Below are 17,618 nucleotides of genomic sequence, written 5' to 3'. Positions count from 1 at the left end.
GGGTTTGTTGTCTATTGTTTAATTATCAAGGTTCTTTTTGTCGTTTGCTGTCTCTCGCGAGTCAGCTTAGATATAATATCATTTCTCATATACATTTGTCAACAGTTTTTTTAAATTTTTTCAACTTTTTTTCAAATGCTTTTTTTGACACTATATTTAGTGGACAAAGTGATGTTTTTCTACTACATTTTCGGCAGGGCCTACATGCAAAAACTACTGGTTTTGCCCAGTAGTTCTGGAAAACATCAAACGGAGAAAGAGGGATTTGAACCCTCGCGCCGGTTTCCCGACCTACACCCTTAGCAGGGGCGCCTCTTCAGCCTCTTGAGTATTTCTCCTGATTCTGAATAATACCTGCCTTTTCAGCAGGACATTATTAAATTCTACCTATTGAATAATTGCTTTCAATTAAGTAAGCACCAACAGTGCAAAATTTATTATACTAAACTGATCTCTTAATGTCAACGCTAAAATTGCAACTTTTTCATTTTTTCTCATTTTTGTCAATTGTATCCTGTATCTTGTCATGGACAAGGGCTGCAATCTCAGGTGTTTTCATATCTTTATAGTCATCATAATATAGAGGTTTCAGGAAATGTACCTGTACGGTAACCTTACTGATCGTATTCGTATCAAATGGTTTAAATGAGTCTATCAGTGCAACCGGCACTATTGGACACTTTGCTTTTGTGGCTGCCTTGAAACTTCCGCCTTTGAATTCCCCAATTCGGTTTCCATTTTTAGAACGGGTGCCTTCAGCAAAGATCAGATAATTTCTACCATTTTTCACTTCATTAGATACATCAATAATGACCTGCATAGCCTGACGTACGTTTTCCCTGTCAATCATATATGCTTTCATGCATGCAAAAACCTGTTTTAAAAACTGGATATTCTTAATTTCTTTTTTTGCAACGACAGAAAAAGGCCTTGGACAGGCTTCTAATATTGCAAGTACATCATATAAGCCCTGATGGTTTGGAAAAAACATATATCCATTTTCTTTCGGAATATTTTCGATACCATGCGTTTCTATACGGACATTTCCGCCCTTATTGGCACGGAGTACAATAAACTTTAGGAGGTCATACTGCTCATCCTCAGTATATTTTTCCGTATGAGATGCATGATAACACAGGCGGCACCACATATAAGGCACCAGCAGTATATTTCGAAATACCATCAGTAGTATACGTTTCATTACATTTTCCTCTCAGATCCTATTCTTTCCAAAATAAATAATAAATAAACATTAATATAGAAATATTTTGCATTTCAGGTATGTCCATGCCGGCACAGCTCAAGCTGGTCCGGCATACACAAAAATTACTGTTCCGTACAGTATTCTTTAATGGCGGTCTCGTACAGGTTGTTTCCTTCACTGTCGATTACGACAATTACAGGAAAGTTTTCTACGGTAAGTTTTCGGATTGCCTCTGTCCCCAAATCATCATAGGCAACCACCTCTGAATTTACAATACATTTTGAAAGCAATGCTCCGGCTCCGCCGACTGCTGCAAAGTAGACACATCCATTTCTTATAATCGCATCGATCACTTCCGGGCTGCGCTTTCCTTTTCCTATCATAGCGCCAAGTCCTAGATCAAGCAGCTGCGGTGCATACTTGTCCATGCGGCTTGCTGTGGTCGGTCCGGCAGAACCAATCGGACGTCCCTCTCTGGCCGGGGATGGCCCCATATAATAAATCACCTGGTCCTTTATATCAATTGGCAGATCTCCGCCCTCGGCAAGAATATCATACATCCTCTTGTGCGCGGCATCACGTGCCGTATAGATTGTCCCTGTAATATACACATAATCACCTGAATGAAGCGATTCTGAAGTCTCCTTCGTAATAGGTGCCGTAATATGTTTGTCCATATCAAAGATTCCTTTCTGGCTAAATTTTGAGAATATTCTGAAAACGAGAGGCAAAAGGGTCTGACCCCTTTTCACACGTTAATATGCTAAACTTCCCGGACGATGTGTCTGTTTACATGGCAGCATATGTTGACTGCTACCGGCAGGCCGGCTATGTGGGTCGCGTAGGTATTGATGTTGACAGCGAGTGCTGTTGTTGTTCCGCCGAGGCCTCCCGGGCCGATTCCTAGTCTGTTGATACGGCTTAAGAGTTCTTCTTCCAACTCTTTTACATATTCTATATCAGAATGTAAGCCTACTTCGCGTGTTAGTGCTTCTTTTGCCATGATTGCGCTTTTTTCAAATGTACCGCCGATTCCGACCCCTACTACCATTGGCGGACAGGCATTGGGGCCTGCGTCTTTGACTGCTGTGAGGACTGCGTTTTTGACGCCTTCGATTCCTTCGGCAGGTTTTAGCATGAAGATGCGGCTCATGTTCTCGCTACCGAATCCTTTTGGCGCTACTTTTATCTTTACTTTATCTCCTGCAACGATTCTTGTATGTATGATGGCAGGAGTGTTATCCTTAGTGTTTTCTCTGATCAAAGGGTCTTTAACTACGGATTTTCTTAAATAGCCCTCTGTATAGCCCTGACGCACGCCTTCGTTAACCGCGTCTTCCAGCAGGCCGCCCTCAAGATGGACATCCTGTCCGATCTCCAGAAATACTACTGCCATTCCTGTGTCCTGGCAGATCGGAATCATTTCTTCTGCTGCAATCTTCAGATTCTCCTGAAGCTGCTCCAGTATCTGTTTCCCGAGCGGCGCTTTTTCTTCCTGTTCTGCTTTTTTCATGGCTGCGTCCATATCTGGTGACAGGTAATGGTTTGCTTCGATACACATTTCTTTTATGTTCTTTGTAATTTCTCCAACATTAATTGATCGTAACATGGCTCCTCCTGATGACCTTATATTTATAACTTTTCTTATTATAATATAGTTTTTAAAAAAAGAAAATAGTGGTATAGTAAAGTTGGCCTGAAAATACAGGTTTTTCTTGTAAGTAAAGTGATTATTTGATCAGGAGGTTCATTCATAATGGGAAAAAATTATAATACTGAGATTAATATGGAAGAATTGCAAAAAGATGCTGTCGATATTTTCCATTCCGGCTTTGCCTGTTCAGAATCTATTGTATATGCAATCCGAAAACATTTTCAGCTGGAGCTTTCTGATGACGCGATCGCCATGAGTTCCGGCTTTCCCTGGGGACTTGGCGGCGGAGGATGTATCTGCGGTGCACTGGCGGGCGGAACGATGATGCTGGGATATTTCTTCGGACGTACAGAACCCGGCGACCCGAAGATTCATAAATGCTTCGAGGTCTGCCGGGAACTGCATGATGACTTTTGTAAACACTGCGGGGCCTCCTGCTGCCGGGCGCTGACACGGGGAATGGAGAAAAATTCTCCGGAAAGAAAGGCGCAGTGTACAGATTTTGTTTCTTTCACAGTAAAGAGGACCGCTGAAATTATTCTCGCGAACGCAGAATCTATTAACAGATAGCAGCTACGGCTGATTGTTCCTGTCTTCCTGCGAAATAGAGAAAGGTGCATCCGGCGGTGTATTCTCATTGCATGCCGGCGGTACATCCATCTGCGGAGGTACAGGCGGCGGTACAGGTCTTTGCGGCTGCACTGGCCTGTATTGCTGCACCGGCTGCCGGTAAACCGGGTATACCTTTACTTTCCTGCCATACACCACCCGCGTATCACACAGGAAATCATGAAGGCCCCTTTTTTCCTTATCAATCCCGATCATGATATATCCAATTCCAAGGATGATCCCGCTTAAAAACCTTCCGACCGTCTCCCTGTATACAACATTTAAAAATGACAGTTTCTTTGTCTCGTCCGCGTGTATGACCCTGAGGTTCATTGCACGCTTTCCAAGTGTCGTTCCTGTGTAGTAGGTACATAAGATAAAATACAATACCTGGACCGCATACAATACTATATCTTTCAGCGTATATTGAAAGAGGATACGGCCGCTGAAAAGTTCACCGTCAAACACAGACATTCCCATCCACATGACAAACCGTACGACGAGAAGTCCTGCGAATACAACGATGCTGTCTATTATATAGGCACCCAGACGAACCCAGAAACCTGCATATGTGTTCTCTGCCCTGCCTTGTTCCGGATGGGGTCTGCCTGTATTCCCCTGAAACGGCGGAGTACCTTCTCCCATGCCCCCGTTCGGGATATTACTGCAGTTGTTCTGCATAATACATCAGCCCTCCATTCGCCTTTTCTTCAGCAAGTTCCGTGAGTACCTGTGCCTCAGACTTAGGTGTCGCTTTTTTTACTTCGGAAAATAGTGAAGCCAATACGGAATCGGCCGACTTTGGTTCATAATAATAATATGTGTTTAATTCCTCACTCATTTCGGCTGTCATCTCTTCGAAAGAAGAAATCTTATCGATCAGGCCATTTTCCAAAGCCTGATTTGCAGTGTATGTCCGGCCGTCTGCGAGCTTTTTCACCTCTTCCACTGTCATACCCCTGCCCTCAGCCACAATTTCGACAAACCGTTCGTAAGCTTCATTTACCTGGCTCTGGTAGATTTCAACCTGTTCGTCTGTCATTTTAGAGGAATCCTTGTTGGTCCCACTTGTAATGCTGACATACCGGATTCCAAGCTTTTCGTACAGTCCGCTCATGTCATATCCAGACATAATGACACCTATCGATCCGGTAACCGTGTTGCGGTTTGCATAAATCCTGTCCGAATTCATAGACACGTAATAGCCGCCGGAAGCCGCATAATGTGACATGTAATCCCAGATCGGACGGCCGGTGCTCTCTTTATACTCCGCCAGCTTCTCATACAGCTCATCTGACTCATAAATCGTACCGCCCGGGGAATCAACGTAAAGAAGAATTCCTTTGTTGTAACCATCTGCCATCAGGTAGTCAATATAATCCAGTGTTGTGATATGCTGATATCCTTCCGCCGCTTCAAAAAGCGAAGTCGATGTCTGCTGCTGGATCGTGCCCTCAACTCTGACGACAACAATGTAGTCGCTTCTTGGTGCATCGAATCTAACACCCCCGGCCAGAAGCTTTTCCGCAGTCTCTGCTGCCCTGCGCTCTGCCGATACGTTTGTAAAAACACTGATTACCCCGGTCACAATAAATAGTATCACCGCGATAACCAGGCCACCTATCTGTTTTTTATTCATCCAAACTGCCTCCTGCCTGTGTGGTATAGTGCATTAATAACTGCCTTTAACATCATTATATAGGTAATGCACCCCTTAGGCAATGAGTTTTCTCTTTAATCTTTACAGGCTTATAATGGATGTTTCATATACTCTCTGGCCGCCTTCTTTGCCTCTGAAAGTGAATAATTCCATGATCTTAAGGTCATCTCCCTGTCCAGAATATTCTGGTAATAATCCGTGATGAGCTGCTTATAAGAAACATCTTCAATTCCCCCCTCAGGTACAGCCACCCTGCTGCCCATCTTAGCGATCAGCGGGGCTGCATCCAGAGAACCTGTGTAAATATGCTGGAGGAGGTCCTGCTGTGAAATCTGCTCCCATTTTGACAGATTATATTCTGCCGCTGCTTTATCGACTCTTACAAAAGAAAGCCCGATATAGCTTACCGCTACGACTGCCATGATATACTGGAACAGCCGGAACTGCTTCCTTAGGATACTCCTCATAACGCCAAACATGATCAGCAGAAGCACGCCGAGGAACCACAGAACGAGGATTCTAAGAAATGTAAGATGATAGGCTTTCACATAGAGCACCATCCTGTAAGCGGCAGAAAGAGTCATGATGCAGGTGCAGACTGAGATCGTCATCAGCAGGATTTTCAGAATCTTATTTTCAGGAAATACGCTTATGCAGATCAGAACGGTGACAAAGTTAATCAGGCTGACCGCAAGGAGCTGCCAGAAGCCCGAATTTGCATACTGTGAATACGTGACCCCCGCCGGAAGCCCGCTGTCCAGTCTGAGAAACAGGAACAAAATCTGGATCGCAGAATAGAAGACATAGATTGCTGCCAGTATTCCTGCAAAAGTGATTCCGGAAACAGCATTAACCTTTCCTTTTACAATATCTGTTCTTTCCCTGATTACATACCCCGACATACCTGAAAGAAACGCATACATCAGGATAAAACCAAGAAAAAATGTTAGGATAATCCCCCATTCAGCGCCAAAATGAACCGGCCTGAAAAGTTTCATAACAATCGTCCCGAATACTCTGTCTGAATACACAAGAAGTGGGAGAACGACAAACAAAATTGCTGCCGCAACACCGGCTCCCGCCAAAACAGATTTTAAATAGGTACTTTTTTCCTTTTGTTTCTTTGCTCTTTTATATCTCATTCCATGAATAAACGGGTCACAGACCGAGATCATAGTCCTTCCTGTCAGAATCAGCAATGAAACTATATAATGCTGAAAACTCCAGCCGCTGTCCTCATTGAGCTGCTGCAGTACGGCAGTCAGAAGGAGAAGAAGAATCCCCATCCAGTTAAAAAAATGAAAGAAGATACTGGTCGTCAAAACTGTAGAAATTCCGAGCAGCATCATCCCCGCCGCATACAGCATAAATTCTTTTTTCACAGTAATCCCCATACGTTTTAAGAACAGCACCGTAGTCACAATCGTGCCTGCTACAAAAAGAGGAAATGTAATCCCTGACAGGTTCTTATACAGACAGAATGTGAAAACAATCCCGTAAATACCGCACAGGCAGCCTGTGAAAATGTAATTCTCTTCCAGTTTATTGATTGATAAAGTACCCATATAACAACTCCTTCCCGGCATGCATACCGCCCTGCCTACTCTTCGTCTTCCACATACTCCAGAATATCACCAGGCTGACAGTCCAGTGCCCTGCAGATCGCATCCAGCGTCGTAAAGCGGACCGCTTTTGCCTTATTGTTTTTCAAAATTGAAAGATTCGCCATTGTAATATCTATTTCTGACGCGAGCTGGGTAACGCTCATCTTTCTCTTTGCCATCATTACATCCAGATTTACTATAATCGCCATACCGTGCCTCCTAAATTGTCAAGTCATTTTCTTCTTTAAAGCGGACCGCCTCCTGAAAAACACAGGACAGCACATGGCTGAATATCCCCGCAATAAAAAAGGTCAGAATAATAACAAAAGTGGCCAGCGTAGGCAGAAAGAAAATTTTTAGAATAAATAATACTGAAATCACCAGACTCACCTTTCCCATCAGCTGTAAACTGCTGACATTTTCAGTTACGAAACAATTCTGGTCCCGAACCGTCTTCATCATCCTGCGCAGCTGGTATACGATCGTGAGACCGCATATTCCAGATGCTCCAACTACAAACAGCATCGGCCAGAACTGTTTTGTGATGTCACTGTCATAATAATCTCCTGCCAGCTTTAACAAAAACGGGAGTCCGATCAGGACAACGATCCCTGCGTAAAACATAAAACTTAAAAACATACTCGTAAACTTGATTAACTTCTCATGACTCATATACTTCATATCCTTTCATAAATATAAATCACTTTATAATTTCTTTACTTCCTTTTTCTGGATTATATCACTTGCAGTCATGAATTTCAATATATTTTTATTGTTTATCAATATATTTTTATTAATTTGAAATAAATACAGATTATGTATGGGACGGGGGATAGGCTGACATGCAGTAAAAATTCACAGCAAAAAACCTGTTGGAACTTGTAATGTCCCAACAGGCCTTTTAGCTAATAACTACTGCATCCGTTATTACTTGTCTTTCATATTCTTTTTTCTTTTTATGCAAATAAATATACCAACTATTGCAAGCGATAAAGCACTCAGGTTCACAAGCATTCCTGTATCACTGATGTCCCCGGTTTTTACGCTTTTCACGCTTTTACCTGTACTGCTGTTCTTCTTGGAATCATCATTTTTAGGCATACCCTCCTTTTTAGGTTCACTTTTCTTAACAATTGTAAACTTCTTAATCTCTTCCAATCCCATATAATTCATAGTCTCTTCAACAGATGCTTTCATGTAAAATGTTCCTGCCTTATCCGGCACTTTATCTGTGAAGTTCCCGTTCTTCGAATCGCTGTATGTAAAAATCACATCTCCATATTTTGCACTCCCGGACGGGGTATTTGCTTTTTCTCCATATGTCCAGCCTTTGATGGCCGGGGCGTTTATCCAGCTGTTTGCTATCTGAGATATTGTAAATATTTCAGGTTCAGAGGAAGCCCCGTTGTTAAAGGTATCCTCCTTCAATTGGGCAGTCACTCTGTATGTTCCTGCATTCTTTGGATTTTCTGTGATTAAATTCCAGACATCACCTTTGTATTCTTCATATACAAACTGCACGTCCCCCGTGCTGCCTGAAATACTTACATCGTTTTTTGATAAACTCACTTCTGTACCGTCATAAATCTTATCGAGTTTTTTCGTTATTTCCACACTGCGGTCAAGCTTTGTAATCTTAAGATTTACTTTTACAGTCAGCACCTTTGGTCCTTCAGCGCTTGTTCCACATGCATATTCATACATAAAAAATTGTGCATTGTCTAAGGTAACAGTATTTCCTTCAAGTTTTCCGCCTTGTATCATTTCTACTTTATCTAGATCGATTCCGGGAATTTTACTTGTGATATCAAATGAATTACCAGTTACATCTATTGTGGCTGGCAGGATAGGGTTTATAAGCTTTGCATTTAAATTATCATTATTCCCGATATTCAGCCATGTAAGAGGTGTATTATAACAAGTTAGTATTTCCAGTTTTGTATTATTACTTACATCAAGATTTGTGATTCCTGTATTATTGCATCCCAGTTCTCTCAAATATTTATTACCGCTTACATCTATATCCGTTACAGCAGTCCTCCCGCAAAACAGCCTTACTAGTTTTTCGTTATTACTAACATCCACTTTTGCTACATTTGTAATCTCACAATTCAGAAGTAATAACTCCTCATTATTACAAACATCTATAGCATCGATACCTGTGTTGTAGCAGTACAAATTAGTTAGTTTTATATTCTTATCAACTTTTAATTCCTTTATTTCTGTATTATTACAAGTCAAATATAAGAGCTCAGGAAAATGACTTACATCCAGACTAATGATCCCTGTATCATTACAGGTCAGATACTTTAATGAAGTAAAATTTTCTATTCCAGTTAAATCATATATATTTTTATTGTATGCTACACTAATGTCAGTAACTTTTTTTATTTCATCTGCAGATAGAACGTCATTCTTAGGATTCTTGTCAAACTTCTTTACATATTCTCTGAATGCAGCATCTGGAAAGTTCTGTTCTGTAATTTCCACATTACCGGTGGACAATTGGCCAATACTACTGGATGCAAGATCCGGCGTTGTTTCTTCTACCCCATTTTCCTGACTGCCTTCCTGTGTTACAACTGGTGGTGATACCTCCTGTGCATAGACAACTGCCGGGCTGTTTACAGCCGTTATTATCAGTACCGCAGCCATTAAAACAGCTCTCATCCGCTTCCTGTTTTTCATAATGTCCGGTCCCCCCTCTTTGAGTATTAAGTCTTCTTTCATCATAACAAATAGGCAGAAACCGACAATGAACTGGCTGAAATTTGCAGATTTTGGCCGAAAATTGCATTGTTTCATCACCATTTTTCATGTAAAATGGGGTTGACAAAAAATATTTATATTGACATAAGATAGTTAGGAGACAGTATGAAAGCAGCTATTATAGATGACCTTTTAGAATGTCAAAATGAGATCCGGGATTGTCTTCATCGTTTTTTTACAGAACATTATGCCAAAGACCCTGTTCAGATTGAAAGTTTTTTTAGTGGGGAAGAATTTCTGGCAGGTTATACTAAAGACTCTTTTGACCTTATTTTTATTGACCAGTATATGCACGGGCTGTCCGGAATTGAAACAGCTGAAGGGATCAGAGAAATTGATGAGCTCGTCGTTCTGGTGTTTATTACCACCAGCCGCGAACATGCTATAGACAGCTACCACGTCAGGGCGGGAGGGTATCTGCTAAAACCATTTTCTTATGATGATTTTAAGCAGACGCTGACTCTGGCAGGCATCGCAAAGCTGAGAAATGCGAGATTCATCTCTATAGAAAATGATAAAATACTGCTGCGTGAAATTCTCTGGTGTGATTTAGACGGACATTATATACAGATCCATACAACGCAGCGGGGGATTCTGCGCTACCGCATCCCGTTCAGTACAGCGGCGGCTATGCTGAACTATCCGCAGTTTCTGACCTGCTATAAAGGATGTATGGTGAATCTTGACCATGTGGAGAAAATAGACGGGCTACATTTTGTGCTGACAACAGGGGATAGAATTCTTTTTTCTAAAAGAGATAAAAAGAAGATTGAAAGTGACTATCACACGTATCTTTTTCAAAAAGCAAGGGAGGATGATTTGTTATGATTGATACATTCATGGTACTTTTGTTTCCCTTCCTTGATTTTATACCTTTTGCAGTGCCCCGGTATCTGATGTTCCGTGATAAACTGCGGATTCCGTTTAAATATGTCATGGTGCTGATTATAAGTGTGTCCGCGCTCAACAGCCTGTCCTTTTACTTAATTAATGCAGGCGGGTATGAGATGGCGGTACAATGGACCACCCTCATGCGCTATGTATTTATGCTCATCAATCTCACGCTTTCCTTTGCACTGATCAGAGAAAGCTTTCCAAAGCTGATGTTTACTTATCTGCTTATATTTGCATGGTCCTTTTTTGTTTTTGGCAACGCCAACTTTATTGAGAGCAGATTTTTCTGGGATTTCTCTGACCGGCACCCGTATCTGGTTTACAATATTGCCCGGGTTATCATTTATCTCATTACCTGCCCGATTCTTCTCCGGTTCTTTTCGCATACGATTATGGAAGCGATGAAGATACAGGATACTGCCCTGTGGAAACATCTGTGGAAAATCCCGCTTTTTTCGGCATTGTTTGGAATGCTGTACTGCTTTAATGATGATATCTATGCGTATGCAACCTGGCAATTTATCATATCCCGTTATCTGATGCTCTTTGGTACATGCTATGTCTCCTATGTTGCACTAAAAGTACTGGAATTATCTAAAAGCCGCACACAACTGGAGGATGCTTTAAAATATGCCGACCAGAGCATAATGGCACAGAAGAAACAGTTCGACTCTCTGTCACAGCATATGGGAGCCATGCGCAAAGCCAGACACGACCTGCGGCAGCATCTGGCGGTTGTGCAGTCGTATATAGATAAAGATGACAGAACAGGACTGAAGAATTATATTGACCTGTATAGAAGCGAGCTTCCGCCTGACATACTGGAATCGTACTGCCACAATGACGTCGTCGATGCTATTGTTTGTTACTATGCAGGGATGGCAAAAGATTATAAAATTCTCTTTGACACGAAGATTGATTATCCTGATTCCTGTCCCATTACAGAAACAGATATGACAGTACTGCTGGGTAATCTTCTGGAAAATGCAGTAGAAGCCTGCCAGCGTCAGTCCTCAGGCCAGAAATTTATTAAACTGAGGATCAAACGCCACGGCAGTTCAGAATTACTGATCCTGACAGATAACAGCTGTACAATTCCTGTAACTTTTCAGGACGGCATACCCATGTCCTCGAAGCGGAAGGGAATGGGTGTCGGCGCGTCCTCTATACAAGACATTGCAGAGCGTTATCATGGTACAGTACGGTTTGAATGGAAAGAGGATGTTTTTTATGCTTCTGTGCTGCTTCAGTATGAAAATTCAGGGGATCGGTAACAGGAGAGGTGATATACTAATAATGACGCATTTTTACTATAACGAACTGGATTTATATTATACAATATATTTTTAAAATATATCTTGGGGAGGAATTACTATGAACTGGGAACCGTGGACAGGCTGTTACAAAGAAAGTGACGGCTGCACGAACTGCTATTTTTACGGACCGCATGCGAAGCGCTATGGTCAAAACACAATAGAAAAAACGGATAAATTTGACTGGCCTGTAAGGAAGAATAAAAAAGGGGAATACAACATTAAAGGAAATAAGATACTTGCAACTTGTTTTGCGACTGATTTTTTTCTTCCTGAAGCGGATGAATGGCGCAAGGATGCCTGGGCCATGATCCGGGAAAGAACAGATATAGATTTTCTAATCTTGACGAAACGGATTGACCGTTTCCCTGTATCCCTACCTGACGACTGGGGGGATGGATATGACAATGTGAATATCGGCTGTACTGTTGAAAATCAAAAATTAGCCGATTACAGGCTCCCACTTTTTCTATCCTATCCGATCAAAAGGCGTTTCATCGCCTGCGCGCCGCTTCTGGAAGCGATCGACCTGACACCGTATCTGCATGGTACAGACCATGTGACCGTCGGAGGAGAAACTGGTCGGGAAGCCCGTGAATGCGACTATGACTGGGTACTCGATATCCGTGAACAATGTGTAAAGGCAGATGTCACATTCTGGTTCAAAAATACCGGTTCCCTATTCAAACGCAATGGCATCACTGAAAAGATAAACCCATTTAAACAAACCGGAATGGCGAAAGAACTGGGGATCGACATTTCAGACGGGAGAAGGCTGTTTTAATCAGCCTCCCCCGCAAATAGGAAGAAAACGGACCTCATCCTCAGGCTTCGTTTTTGTCTTGAAATTATCTATAGACAAAATACTGACACCATTTAAAGTAATCAGACTTCTCTTAGCCTCCTTATAGGCTTCCTTGCCATACAATTGTCTGACAGTATTCAGACAGTTCTTCACGTCGGCAACATCCAGCTCCTCATCCTTTTTTCCCGTCATTTCACGGAGGGAACCATAATAGTATACTCTCGGCATATCATCACCCGATTCCTAAATAATTTGACTATTCTGAATATGGCTCGCAAAGGGGTCAGACCCCTTTGCGGGCCGTTTTCTCCAAATTCATGAAAATATTTTTAATTGCCACAATTTTGTCTTTGACGGCGACCCGTCTTCTTTCCATCCTCTTACTTTGTAGTATCTCGGAAGCATCTTGTCGAGTCTGACTACGGACTTTGGGTTCTTGTCCTGAGGGACTTTTGTGAGCCGGCCGGGCAGGCTGTCGTCGTTGGCGGTCAGGCCTTCTCTGTAGTTATACAGGCGCTCTACGTTGTATCCACGTTCGCCGAGCTGCATGAAGCGTCCTGTTGTCATTTTGATTCCGGTTATTTGCTTTACAGCCTCTGCGTGAGGCAGTAAGAACATGGAGTTGAACGGCAGTATCCACGGCATGAATTTCCATATGATTCCTAAAACAGGCCATACCCATACAAGTACTTTTCCGCATAGTTTTGTGATCCAGTGGGACGGACCGAGGCGGAACAGGATGGACGGGATCATGCTGTATGCGGTGAATAGGCAGAAGCCTGAACCGGATACGGCTTCCATTGCATTCTGCATGAGTACTGTGAGTTCCGGTTTGCCTTTTGTCTCCAGTGGATCTGTGGATAAGACACCGACGGATTCCAGCAGTGCCAGATAACCTCCATTTAAGTGGCATCCGCCTCTGTTAGATGTGGCGTAGCCAAGTCCCATTCCTACGGATTTACGTGGTTCGTAGGAGGCCAGTTCCAGACCTTTGGCATGGATTGCGGCATCTTCAGCTCCATATTTTTCAGCAAGCCATTTGGAACCGTTTGCCAGTTCAGAATAAATACCTTCTCTGTAAGCTATTTTTCTAACGATTTCAGGAATGTTCCCGGTCTCGCCGAAATCTACTCCAAAGTCGGCGATTCCTCTCTCTTTGAGTTCCATTGCAAATGCTATGGTCCCGCCCAGTGATATTGTGTCCATTCCCATGATATCTGCTATATAGTTGATCTCGTTTATGATATCCAGGTCAGCACTCTCTACATTGGCTCCAAACAGCCCTACAGTCTCGTATTCAGGGCCTTTTACATCCTTATCGTATACTTTGACCCTTCTTTCACATCTGATCGGACAGCTGACGCATCCCATGTTCCTGATCAGTTTTGTATCTGCCAGAGTCTCGCCACTGATGTCCTCCGCTTTTTCATAGAAGCCCCGCTGAAAATTCTTCGTCGGCAGGGCGCTGGTGGCATTTGCCTTCGTGACAAGCCCGGCGCTTCCGTATTTCGGCAGGGATGTTCCGGTCATCGGGTGCGACTGCAAAAAATGCACCCACTTTTCAACATGCCTGTCCAGTTTTTCTTTATTGTATACTTCAGGACGTTTCGTCCCGTATGCCACAACCGCCTTAATATTCTTGGAACCGAATACTGCTCCCGCACCACACCTTCCGGCGACTCTTTCACCAGATAATACGCCTGCATAATGAACAAGATGTTCTCCGGCCGGACCGATCACGATTTTCCCATAATGGGCCGGAAATTCTTCCTGCACCTTTTCCGTATCCATCCCCCACAGATGCTGCGCATTTTTAATATGCACATCTCCGTCCAGAATTTCAATATAAGACGGCTCATCTGCCTTCCCTGTCAGGATCATCCCGTCAAACCCGGCCTTTTTGAGCATCATTCCGAAATTACCTCCGCAGTTAGACGAAGCAATCCCTCCCGTCATCAGGTTTTTAAAAGACATGTTAAACCGGCTCGAAGATGGGGCCCCTGTGCCATTCGCAGGTCCTGTATTGACGATGATCATAGCCTCATCTGACAGAGGGTCGATTCCCGGTCTTGTCATGTCATAGAGCAGTTTCGCCGCCAGAATCTTACCGCCTATAAAACGCTCAAACATTTTCTTATCTATTTGAAAACGCCTGATTTTCCGGGTACTTAAATCAATCTGAATATAAACAGGTAAATTCATTACTGCCCACCTACTTCCATATGAATTGCATGTAACGGACATACCGATTCACAAATCCCGCAGCCGACACATTTCTTTGGGTCAGACAGTTCCGCAAAAACCCTGATATCTCCCTTAAATGCGGGTTCTGCAATCCTCAGCGCATCCTTTGTACAATTCCAGACACACATCGAACAGGCGCTGCACTTATCCTTCATAATGACCGGCTTCTTCCACTGGTCCTTAGGAACCGCTTTCATCACGTTCCCTTTGGAATCCACAATGGCATCCTGTTTGCAGGCCCTCCCGCAGACGCCGCATTCTACACAGCGCCTTTCCTTAATCCGATGCCTTTCCTTCAACTCCCCTTCAACTGCACCAACGGGACATAACTTTTTACACAATGTACATCCGATACATTTCTCCGTAATAAAAAAGGACATCCCCATACCTCCTGTAAATAATATCGTTTCTTTTTACTTCAAAGGGGTCAGACCCCTCTGAAAAAGTGCACTTACACCATAAAATTTTATTCATATGCCTGATTCAGTATCATGATTACATCTTCATAATCTACTGCCGCCGGATTTACGAGCATGGCTCCATCGTTGAGGGCGGTACGTGCTACTGCATCGAAATCTTTTTTGTCTACGTGTGCCTCTTTCAGAGTCATGGGAAGTCCGCTCATCTTGTGCAGCCTGCGCTCAAGCCTACGGACAGATTTGATTGCTTCTTCCCCGCGCTTTTCTGACGGGGTCCCTGCGTATACTTCGGGGCCTTCCAGATAAAGGAGGAGTTCTCCGTAGATGTCTCCTTTTTTCTTATAGTTGTAAAGCATACAGTATGGAAGCAAGATGGTCATGGCATCTCCGTGGGGTACTTTGCAGACTCCGCCTAATGCATGGCCGATCGCATGGACCATGCCCACCATGGAGTTAGAAAATGCCGCTCCTGCCATTGTAGAGGCGTTAGCCATTGCCAGCCTTGCCTTTCTGTTCTTTCCGTCTTTCACCGCATCTTCCAGATTCTCTACTATCAGTTTGATAGCCGCCGTTGCATAGGCATCGCTTAACGGGTTTTTCTGATTGCAGCTGAATGCCTCAATGGCATGGCACAGTGCATCGAACCCGGTAGATGCGGTCGTCTTCGGCGGCAGCGTCTCTGTCATCCTCGGATCAAGTACAGCGGCATCCGGCAACAGGTAGTTGGAAATAAACTCCATCTTCACAGATTTCTCGATATTCTTAATAACTGCAACAAGCGTCATCTCCGAGCCTGTGCCTGAAGTTGTCGGCACGGCGATAAACGGTACGTGTTTCCCCCTCCCCATAGACTCACAGCCCTGCAGTTCCATAAGGTCCTTTACGTCCTGAGAGATCAGCATCTCCACGCCCTTCGCAGTATCAATGACTGAACCACCGCCCACGGCAACAATACTGTCACAGCCGCCTTCTTTATATTTCTCACCGATCTGGTTCACCACGGTAACGGAAGAATCCGCCGGAATATCAGTAAAAATCACGCCCGGCTCCATTCCGGTTGAAACCATGGCGTCAATCACCTTCTGCAGTGACCCAATCTTCTCCAGTACCTTATCAGACAGCAGAATCGGTTTCGAAGCCCCCAGACCTTTCAATTCGTATGTAATATTCTCAAGGGCATTTTTCCCTGATAAAATCTTCGTTGAATTCTGAAACTCATAATATAATGGCAGCATAATCCATTCCTCCTATTAACTTTTTATTTGCAGACTACATTATTGGCCTTTAAATCATTCTGTTATAAACATTCCTTAAAATCATTACACACCCAGAATTGCATGGCAGTAAACAAGAATACTGCTGATCTGCTTTTTGGGCACCTTCCTCAGAATCCGCTTCGTCATAATCTTTGGAAACAGATATGCTTCTGTCAGGTCAATACACCGCACCGCCGACATAACCGCCGCAATATCTCCCTTTACCATGAAACGGTGCTGCGAGTAAGCCTGTGAAGTCCCAATCTGTCCGGAAAATACCAGAAAAGCCCCATCAATGCTTTTGAATGAAATCATAATATCCGGGTCCTCGATATCCGACACTCTTACGATCCCCCATGACACCCTTCTGATACAGAGCTTAGGTCCCTTCTCACATGCCGCCAGCACCAGCGTCCTTCCTATGGGCCAGCCGGAAATCTCCTGATGAATTCTTGTGTCATATTTGTACAGCACTTTCATTCCCCGGTAGAGGAAAAACAAGATCACCTTTTCAAAAAGAATCTTTCCTCCGGCCATCCATCTTTGTTTTGAACTAACCTGCATGACATTTCCTCCTTTTTTATTCTTTTTGTCCCTATTATAAAAATCTTCCGTTCTTCGTTTCGGACATACTCTATGCTTATATTATACACTCTTTGAGCAAATAAAAAATCATTGTCTTTGGAAAATATCTGTGTCTTCCAATTTCGTCATATTGCCTAATTGCTCTTTCCCCTATCTCATGATATACTCTCGTCAGAAACTTCGAAAGGTATTCACCTTTCATTTTTCAATCGGCAGTTCGCCGGTTTACCCAATTAATTACTTAGTAGAACCGCAGAAAACAAACCAGAACACTACATTATGAAGGTATTCCTGTCTTTTACATATTTGTATTTCGTGATATGATAATAGTAAATCAGAATAGCTCCTTACATGTGTACCATTCGTTTTCTGCACAGGAAAGGAGATTTCATTTTATGACAAAAGACAACTTTATTATGTTACCCACTGTAGACTTTTGTTTCAAGGAACTGATGCAGAACCCCAAAGTCAGGAAGGGCTTTATTTCAGCATTGTTAGACCTGCCCCCGGACGAAGTCGAAGATACGGTCCTTCTGCCCACATTGCTTCCGAGGGACTCAGCCGATGACAAACTGGGAATTATGGATGTACGGGTACTGCTA

Annotated in this window: 18 protein-coding genes, 1 tRNA gene and 1 pseudogene; 5 read left to right on the top strand and 15 right to left on the bottom strand. The window is 43.2% G+C overall.

Translation table 11 applies throughout. The features are described from left to right. Positions 1-250: 250 nt before the first annotated feature. From DWX43_RS22400 to DWX43_RS22385, 4 genes are all read right to left on the bottom strand, one after another. Positions 251-338: transfer RNA gene (locus DWX43_RS22400), tRNA-Ser, on the bottom strand. 146 nt (positions 339-484) lie between these two features. After that, on the bottom strand, positions 485-1,201 hold the full coding sequence (locus DWX43_RS22395) for a lysophospholipid acyltransferase family protein (RefSeq protein WP_118621924.1): 717 nt from the start codon (positions 1,199-1,201) through the stop codon (positions 485-487). Positions 1,202-1,326: 125 nt separating this feature from the next. Beyond that, complete coding sequence (locus DWX43_RS22390) at positions 1,327-1,881, bottom strand: Fe-S-containing hydro-lyase (protein WP_118621923.1); 555 nt, start codon at positions 1,879-1,881, stop codon at positions 1,327-1,329. A gap of 86 nt (positions 1,882-1,967) precedes the next feature. Further along, on the bottom strand, positions 1,968-2,813 hold the full coding sequence (locus DWX43_RS22385; RefSeq protein WP_118621922.1) for a fumarate hydratase: 846 nt from the start codon (positions 2,811-2,813) through the stop codon (positions 1,968-1,970). Positions 2,814-2,960: 147 nt separating this feature from the next. On the opposite strand from DWX43_RS22385, the gene DWX43_RS22380 reads away from it, so the two are divergent. Then, positions 2,961-3,428 carry a C-GCAxxG-C-C family (seleno)protein gene (locus DWX43_RS22380; RefSeq protein WP_109733222.1) on the top strand — a complete coding sequence of 156 codons (468 nt, stop codon included), beginning with the start codon at positions 2,961-2,963 and terminating at the stop codon, positions 3,426-3,428. Between the two features lie 3 nt (positions 3,429-3,431). Here DWX43_RS22380 and DWX43_RS22375 read toward each other — a convergent pair whose 3' ends face one another. The 6 genes from DWX43_RS22375 to DWX43_RS22350 form a co-directional block, all read right to left on the bottom strand. Further along, positions 3,432-4,148: an RDD family protein gene (locus tag DWX43_RS22375; protein WP_243099445.1), complete on the bottom strand. Its 717-nt coding sequence runs from the start codon at positions 4,146-4,148 to the stop codon at positions 3,432-3,434. After that, positions 4,129-5,106, bottom strand: a complete 978-nt coding sequence (sppA, locus tag DWX43_RS22370; protein WP_118621921.1) for a signal peptide peptidase SppA — start codon at positions 5,104-5,106, stop codon at positions 4,129-4,131. The genes DWX43_RS22375 and sppA overlap by 20 nt, the downstream gene beginning before the upstream one ends. A 110-nt stretch (positions 5,107-5,216) precedes the next feature. Continuing rightward, positions 5,217-6,692, bottom strand: a complete 1,476-nt coding sequence (locus DWX43_RS22365; RefSeq protein ID WP_182440794.1) for a DUF4173 domain-containing protein — start codon at positions 6,690-6,692, stop codon at positions 5,217-5,219. Positions 6,693-6,727: 35 nt separating this feature from the next. Further along, positions 6,728-6,940, bottom strand: coding sequence for a helix-turn-helix transcriptional regulator (locus tag DWX43_RS22360; RefSeq protein WP_109733225.1), 213 nt, complete (start codon positions 6,938-6,940; stop codon positions 6,728-6,730). A gap of 10 nt (positions 6,941-6,950) precedes the next feature. Beyond that, on the bottom strand, positions 6,951-7,403 hold the full coding sequence (locus DWX43_RS22355; protein WP_118621919.1) for a DUF2975 domain-containing protein: 453 nt from the start codon (positions 7,401-7,403) through the stop codon (positions 6,951-6,953). Between the two features lie 255 nt (positions 7,404-7,658). Beyond that, positions 7,659-9,419 carry a leucine-rich repeat domain-containing protein gene (locus tag DWX43_RS22350; protein WP_147356324.1) on the bottom strand — a complete coding sequence of 587 codons (1,761 nt, stop codon included), beginning with the start codon at positions 9,417-9,419 and terminating at the stop codon, positions 7,659-7,661. A gap of 186 nt (positions 9,420-9,605) precedes the next feature. Here DWX43_RS22350 and DWX43_RS22345 point away from each other — a divergent pair, with 186 nt between their 5' ends. The 3 genes from DWX43_RS22345 to DWX43_RS22335 all read left to right on the top strand — a co-directional run bounded on the left by DWX43_RS22345 (position 9,606) and on the right by DWX43_RS22335 (position 12,491). Next, positions 9,606-10,328, top strand: a complete 723-nt coding sequence (locus DWX43_RS22345) for a LytTR family DNA-binding domain-containing protein (protein ID WP_118621917.1) — start codon at positions 9,606-9,608, stop codon at positions 10,326-10,328. Further along, on the top strand, positions 10,325-11,668 hold the full coding sequence (locus DWX43_RS22340; protein WP_118621916.1) for a sensor histidine kinase: 1,344 nt from the start codon (positions 10,325-10,327) through the stop codon (positions 11,666-11,668). The genes DWX43_RS22345 and DWX43_RS22340 overlap by 4 nt, the downstream gene beginning before the upstream one ends. A 79-nt stretch (positions 11,669-11,747) precedes the next feature. Further along, entirely contained in the window at positions 11,748-12,491 is a 744-nt protein-coding gene (locus DWX43_RS22335; protein ID WP_330582306.1) for a DUF5131 family protein, read from the top strand. On the opposite strand, the gene DWX43_RS22330 is transcribed toward DWX43_RS22335, so the two are convergent. The 5 genes from DWX43_RS22330 to DWX43_RS22310 form a co-directional block, all read right to left on the bottom strand. Further along, the gene (locus DWX43_RS22330; RefSeq protein ID WP_109733241.1) at positions 12,492-12,740 is read right to left on the bottom strand and encodes a MoaD/ThiS family protein; all 249 of its coding nucleotides are present in this window, start codon (positions 12,738-12,740) and stop codon (positions 12,492-12,494) included. Between the two features lie 87 nt (positions 12,741-12,827). Next, a complete protein-coding gene (locus DWX43_RS22325; RefSeq protein WP_118621914.1) occupies positions 12,828-14,714 on the bottom strand; it encodes an aldehyde ferredoxin oxidoreductase family protein in 1,887 nt (628 codons plus the stop codon). Further along, the gene (locus tag DWX43_RS22320) at positions 14,714-15,136 is read right to left on the bottom strand and encodes a 4Fe-4S binding protein (RefSeq protein WP_118621913.1); all 423 of its coding nucleotides are present in this window, start codon (positions 15,134-15,136) and stop codon (positions 14,714-14,716) included. The genes DWX43_RS22325 and DWX43_RS22320 overlap by 1 nt, the downstream gene beginning before the upstream one ends. 86 nt (positions 15,137-15,222) lie before the next feature. Then, positions 15,223-16,410, bottom strand: a complete 1,188-nt coding sequence (locus DWX43_RS22315) for an iron-containing alcohol dehydrogenase (protein WP_118621912.1) — start codon at positions 16,408-16,410, stop codon at positions 15,223-15,225. Positions 16,411-16,494: 84 nt separating this feature from the next. Beyond that, complete coding sequence (locus tag DWX43_RS22310; RefSeq protein ID WP_109733245.1) at positions 16,495-16,995, bottom strand: hypothetical protein; 501 nt, start codon at positions 16,993-16,995, stop codon at positions 16,495-16,497. A gap of 416 nt (positions 16,996-17,411) precedes the next feature. On the opposite strand from DWX43_RS22310, the pseudogene DWX43_RS27200 reads away from it, so the two are divergent. Further along, a pseudogene (locus DWX43_RS27200) lies at positions 17,412-17,618 on the top strand (hypothetical protein); the annotation flags it as partial.

Origin of the sequence: Clostridium sp. AF19-22AC, assembly GCF_003479085.1 — a bacterium.
Taxonomy (GTDB): domain Bacteria; phylum Bacillota; class Clostridia; order Lachnospirales; family Lachnospiraceae; genus Faecalicatena_A; species Faecalicatena_A orotica.
Note: the sequence above shows the minus strand (reverse complement) of the source record. Positions and strands in the feature narration are given on the sequence as shown.

Bases quoted from the DNA above. Each gene is read 5' to 3' on its own strand.
- DWX43_RS22395 (WP_118621924.1), bottom strand. From the start codon at position 1,201: ATGAAACGTATACTACTGATGGTATTTCGAAATATACTGCTGGTGCCT.
- DWX43_RS22390 (WP_118621923.1), bottom strand. From the start codon at position 1,881: ATGGACAAACATATTACGGCACCTATTACGAAGGAGACTTCAGAATCG.
- DWX43_RS22385 (WP_118621922.1), bottom strand. From the start codon at position 2,813: ATGTTACGATCAATTAATGTTGGAGAAATTACAAAGAACATAAAAGAA.
- DWX43_RS22380 (WP_109733222.1), top strand. From the start codon at position 2,961: ATGGGAAAAAATTATAATACTGAGATTAATATGGAAGAATTGCAAAAA.
- DWX43_RS22375 (WP_243099445.1), bottom strand. From the start codon at position 4,148: ATGCAGAACAACTGCAGTAATATCCCGAACGGGGGCATGGGAGAAGGT.
- sppA (WP_118621921.1), bottom strand. From the start codon at position 5,106: ATGAATAAAAAACAGATAGGTGGCCTGGTTATCGCGGTGATACTATTT.
- DWX43_RS22365 (WP_182440794.1), bottom strand. From the start codon at position 6,692: ATGGGTACTTTATCAATCAATAAACTGGAAGAGAATTACATTTTCACA.
- DWX43_RS22360 (WP_109733225.1), bottom strand. From the start codon at position 6,940: ATGGCGATTATAGTAAATCTGGATGTAATGATGGCAAAGAGAAAGATG.
- DWX43_RS22355 (WP_118621919.1), bottom strand. From the start codon at position 7,403: ATGAGTCATGAGAAGTTAATCAAGTTTACGAGTATGTTTTTAAGTTTT.
- DWX43_RS22350 (WP_147356324.1), bottom strand. From the start codon at position 9,419: ATGAAAAACAGGAAGCGGATGAGAGCTGTTTTAATGGCTGCGGTACTG.
- DWX43_RS22345 (WP_118621917.1), top strand. From the start codon at position 9,606: ATGAAAGCAGCTATTATAGATGACCTTTTAGAATGTCAAAATGAGATC.
- DWX43_RS22340 (WP_118621916.1), top strand. From the start codon at position 10,325: ATGATTGATACATTCATGGTACTTTTGTTTCCCTTCCTTGATTTTATA.
- DWX43_RS22330 (WP_109733241.1), bottom strand. From the start codon at position 12,740: ATGCCGAGAGTATACTATTATGGTTCCCTCCGTGAAATGACGGGAAAA.
- DWX43_RS22325 (WP_118621914.1), bottom strand. From the start codon at position 14,714: ATGAATTTACCTGTTTATATTCAGATTGATTTAAGTACCCGGAAAATC.
- DWX43_RS22320 (WP_118621913.1), bottom strand. From the start codon at position 15,136: ATGTCCTTTTTTATTACGGAGAAATGTATCGGATGTACATTGTGTAAA.
- DWX43_RS22315 (WP_118621912.1), bottom strand. From the start codon at position 16,410: ATGCTGCCATTATATTATGAGTTTCAGAATTCAACGAAGATTTTATCA.
- DWX43_RS22310 (WP_109733245.1), bottom strand. From the start codon at position 16,995: ATGCAGGTTAGTTCAAAACAAAGATGGATGGCCGGAGGAAAGATTCTT.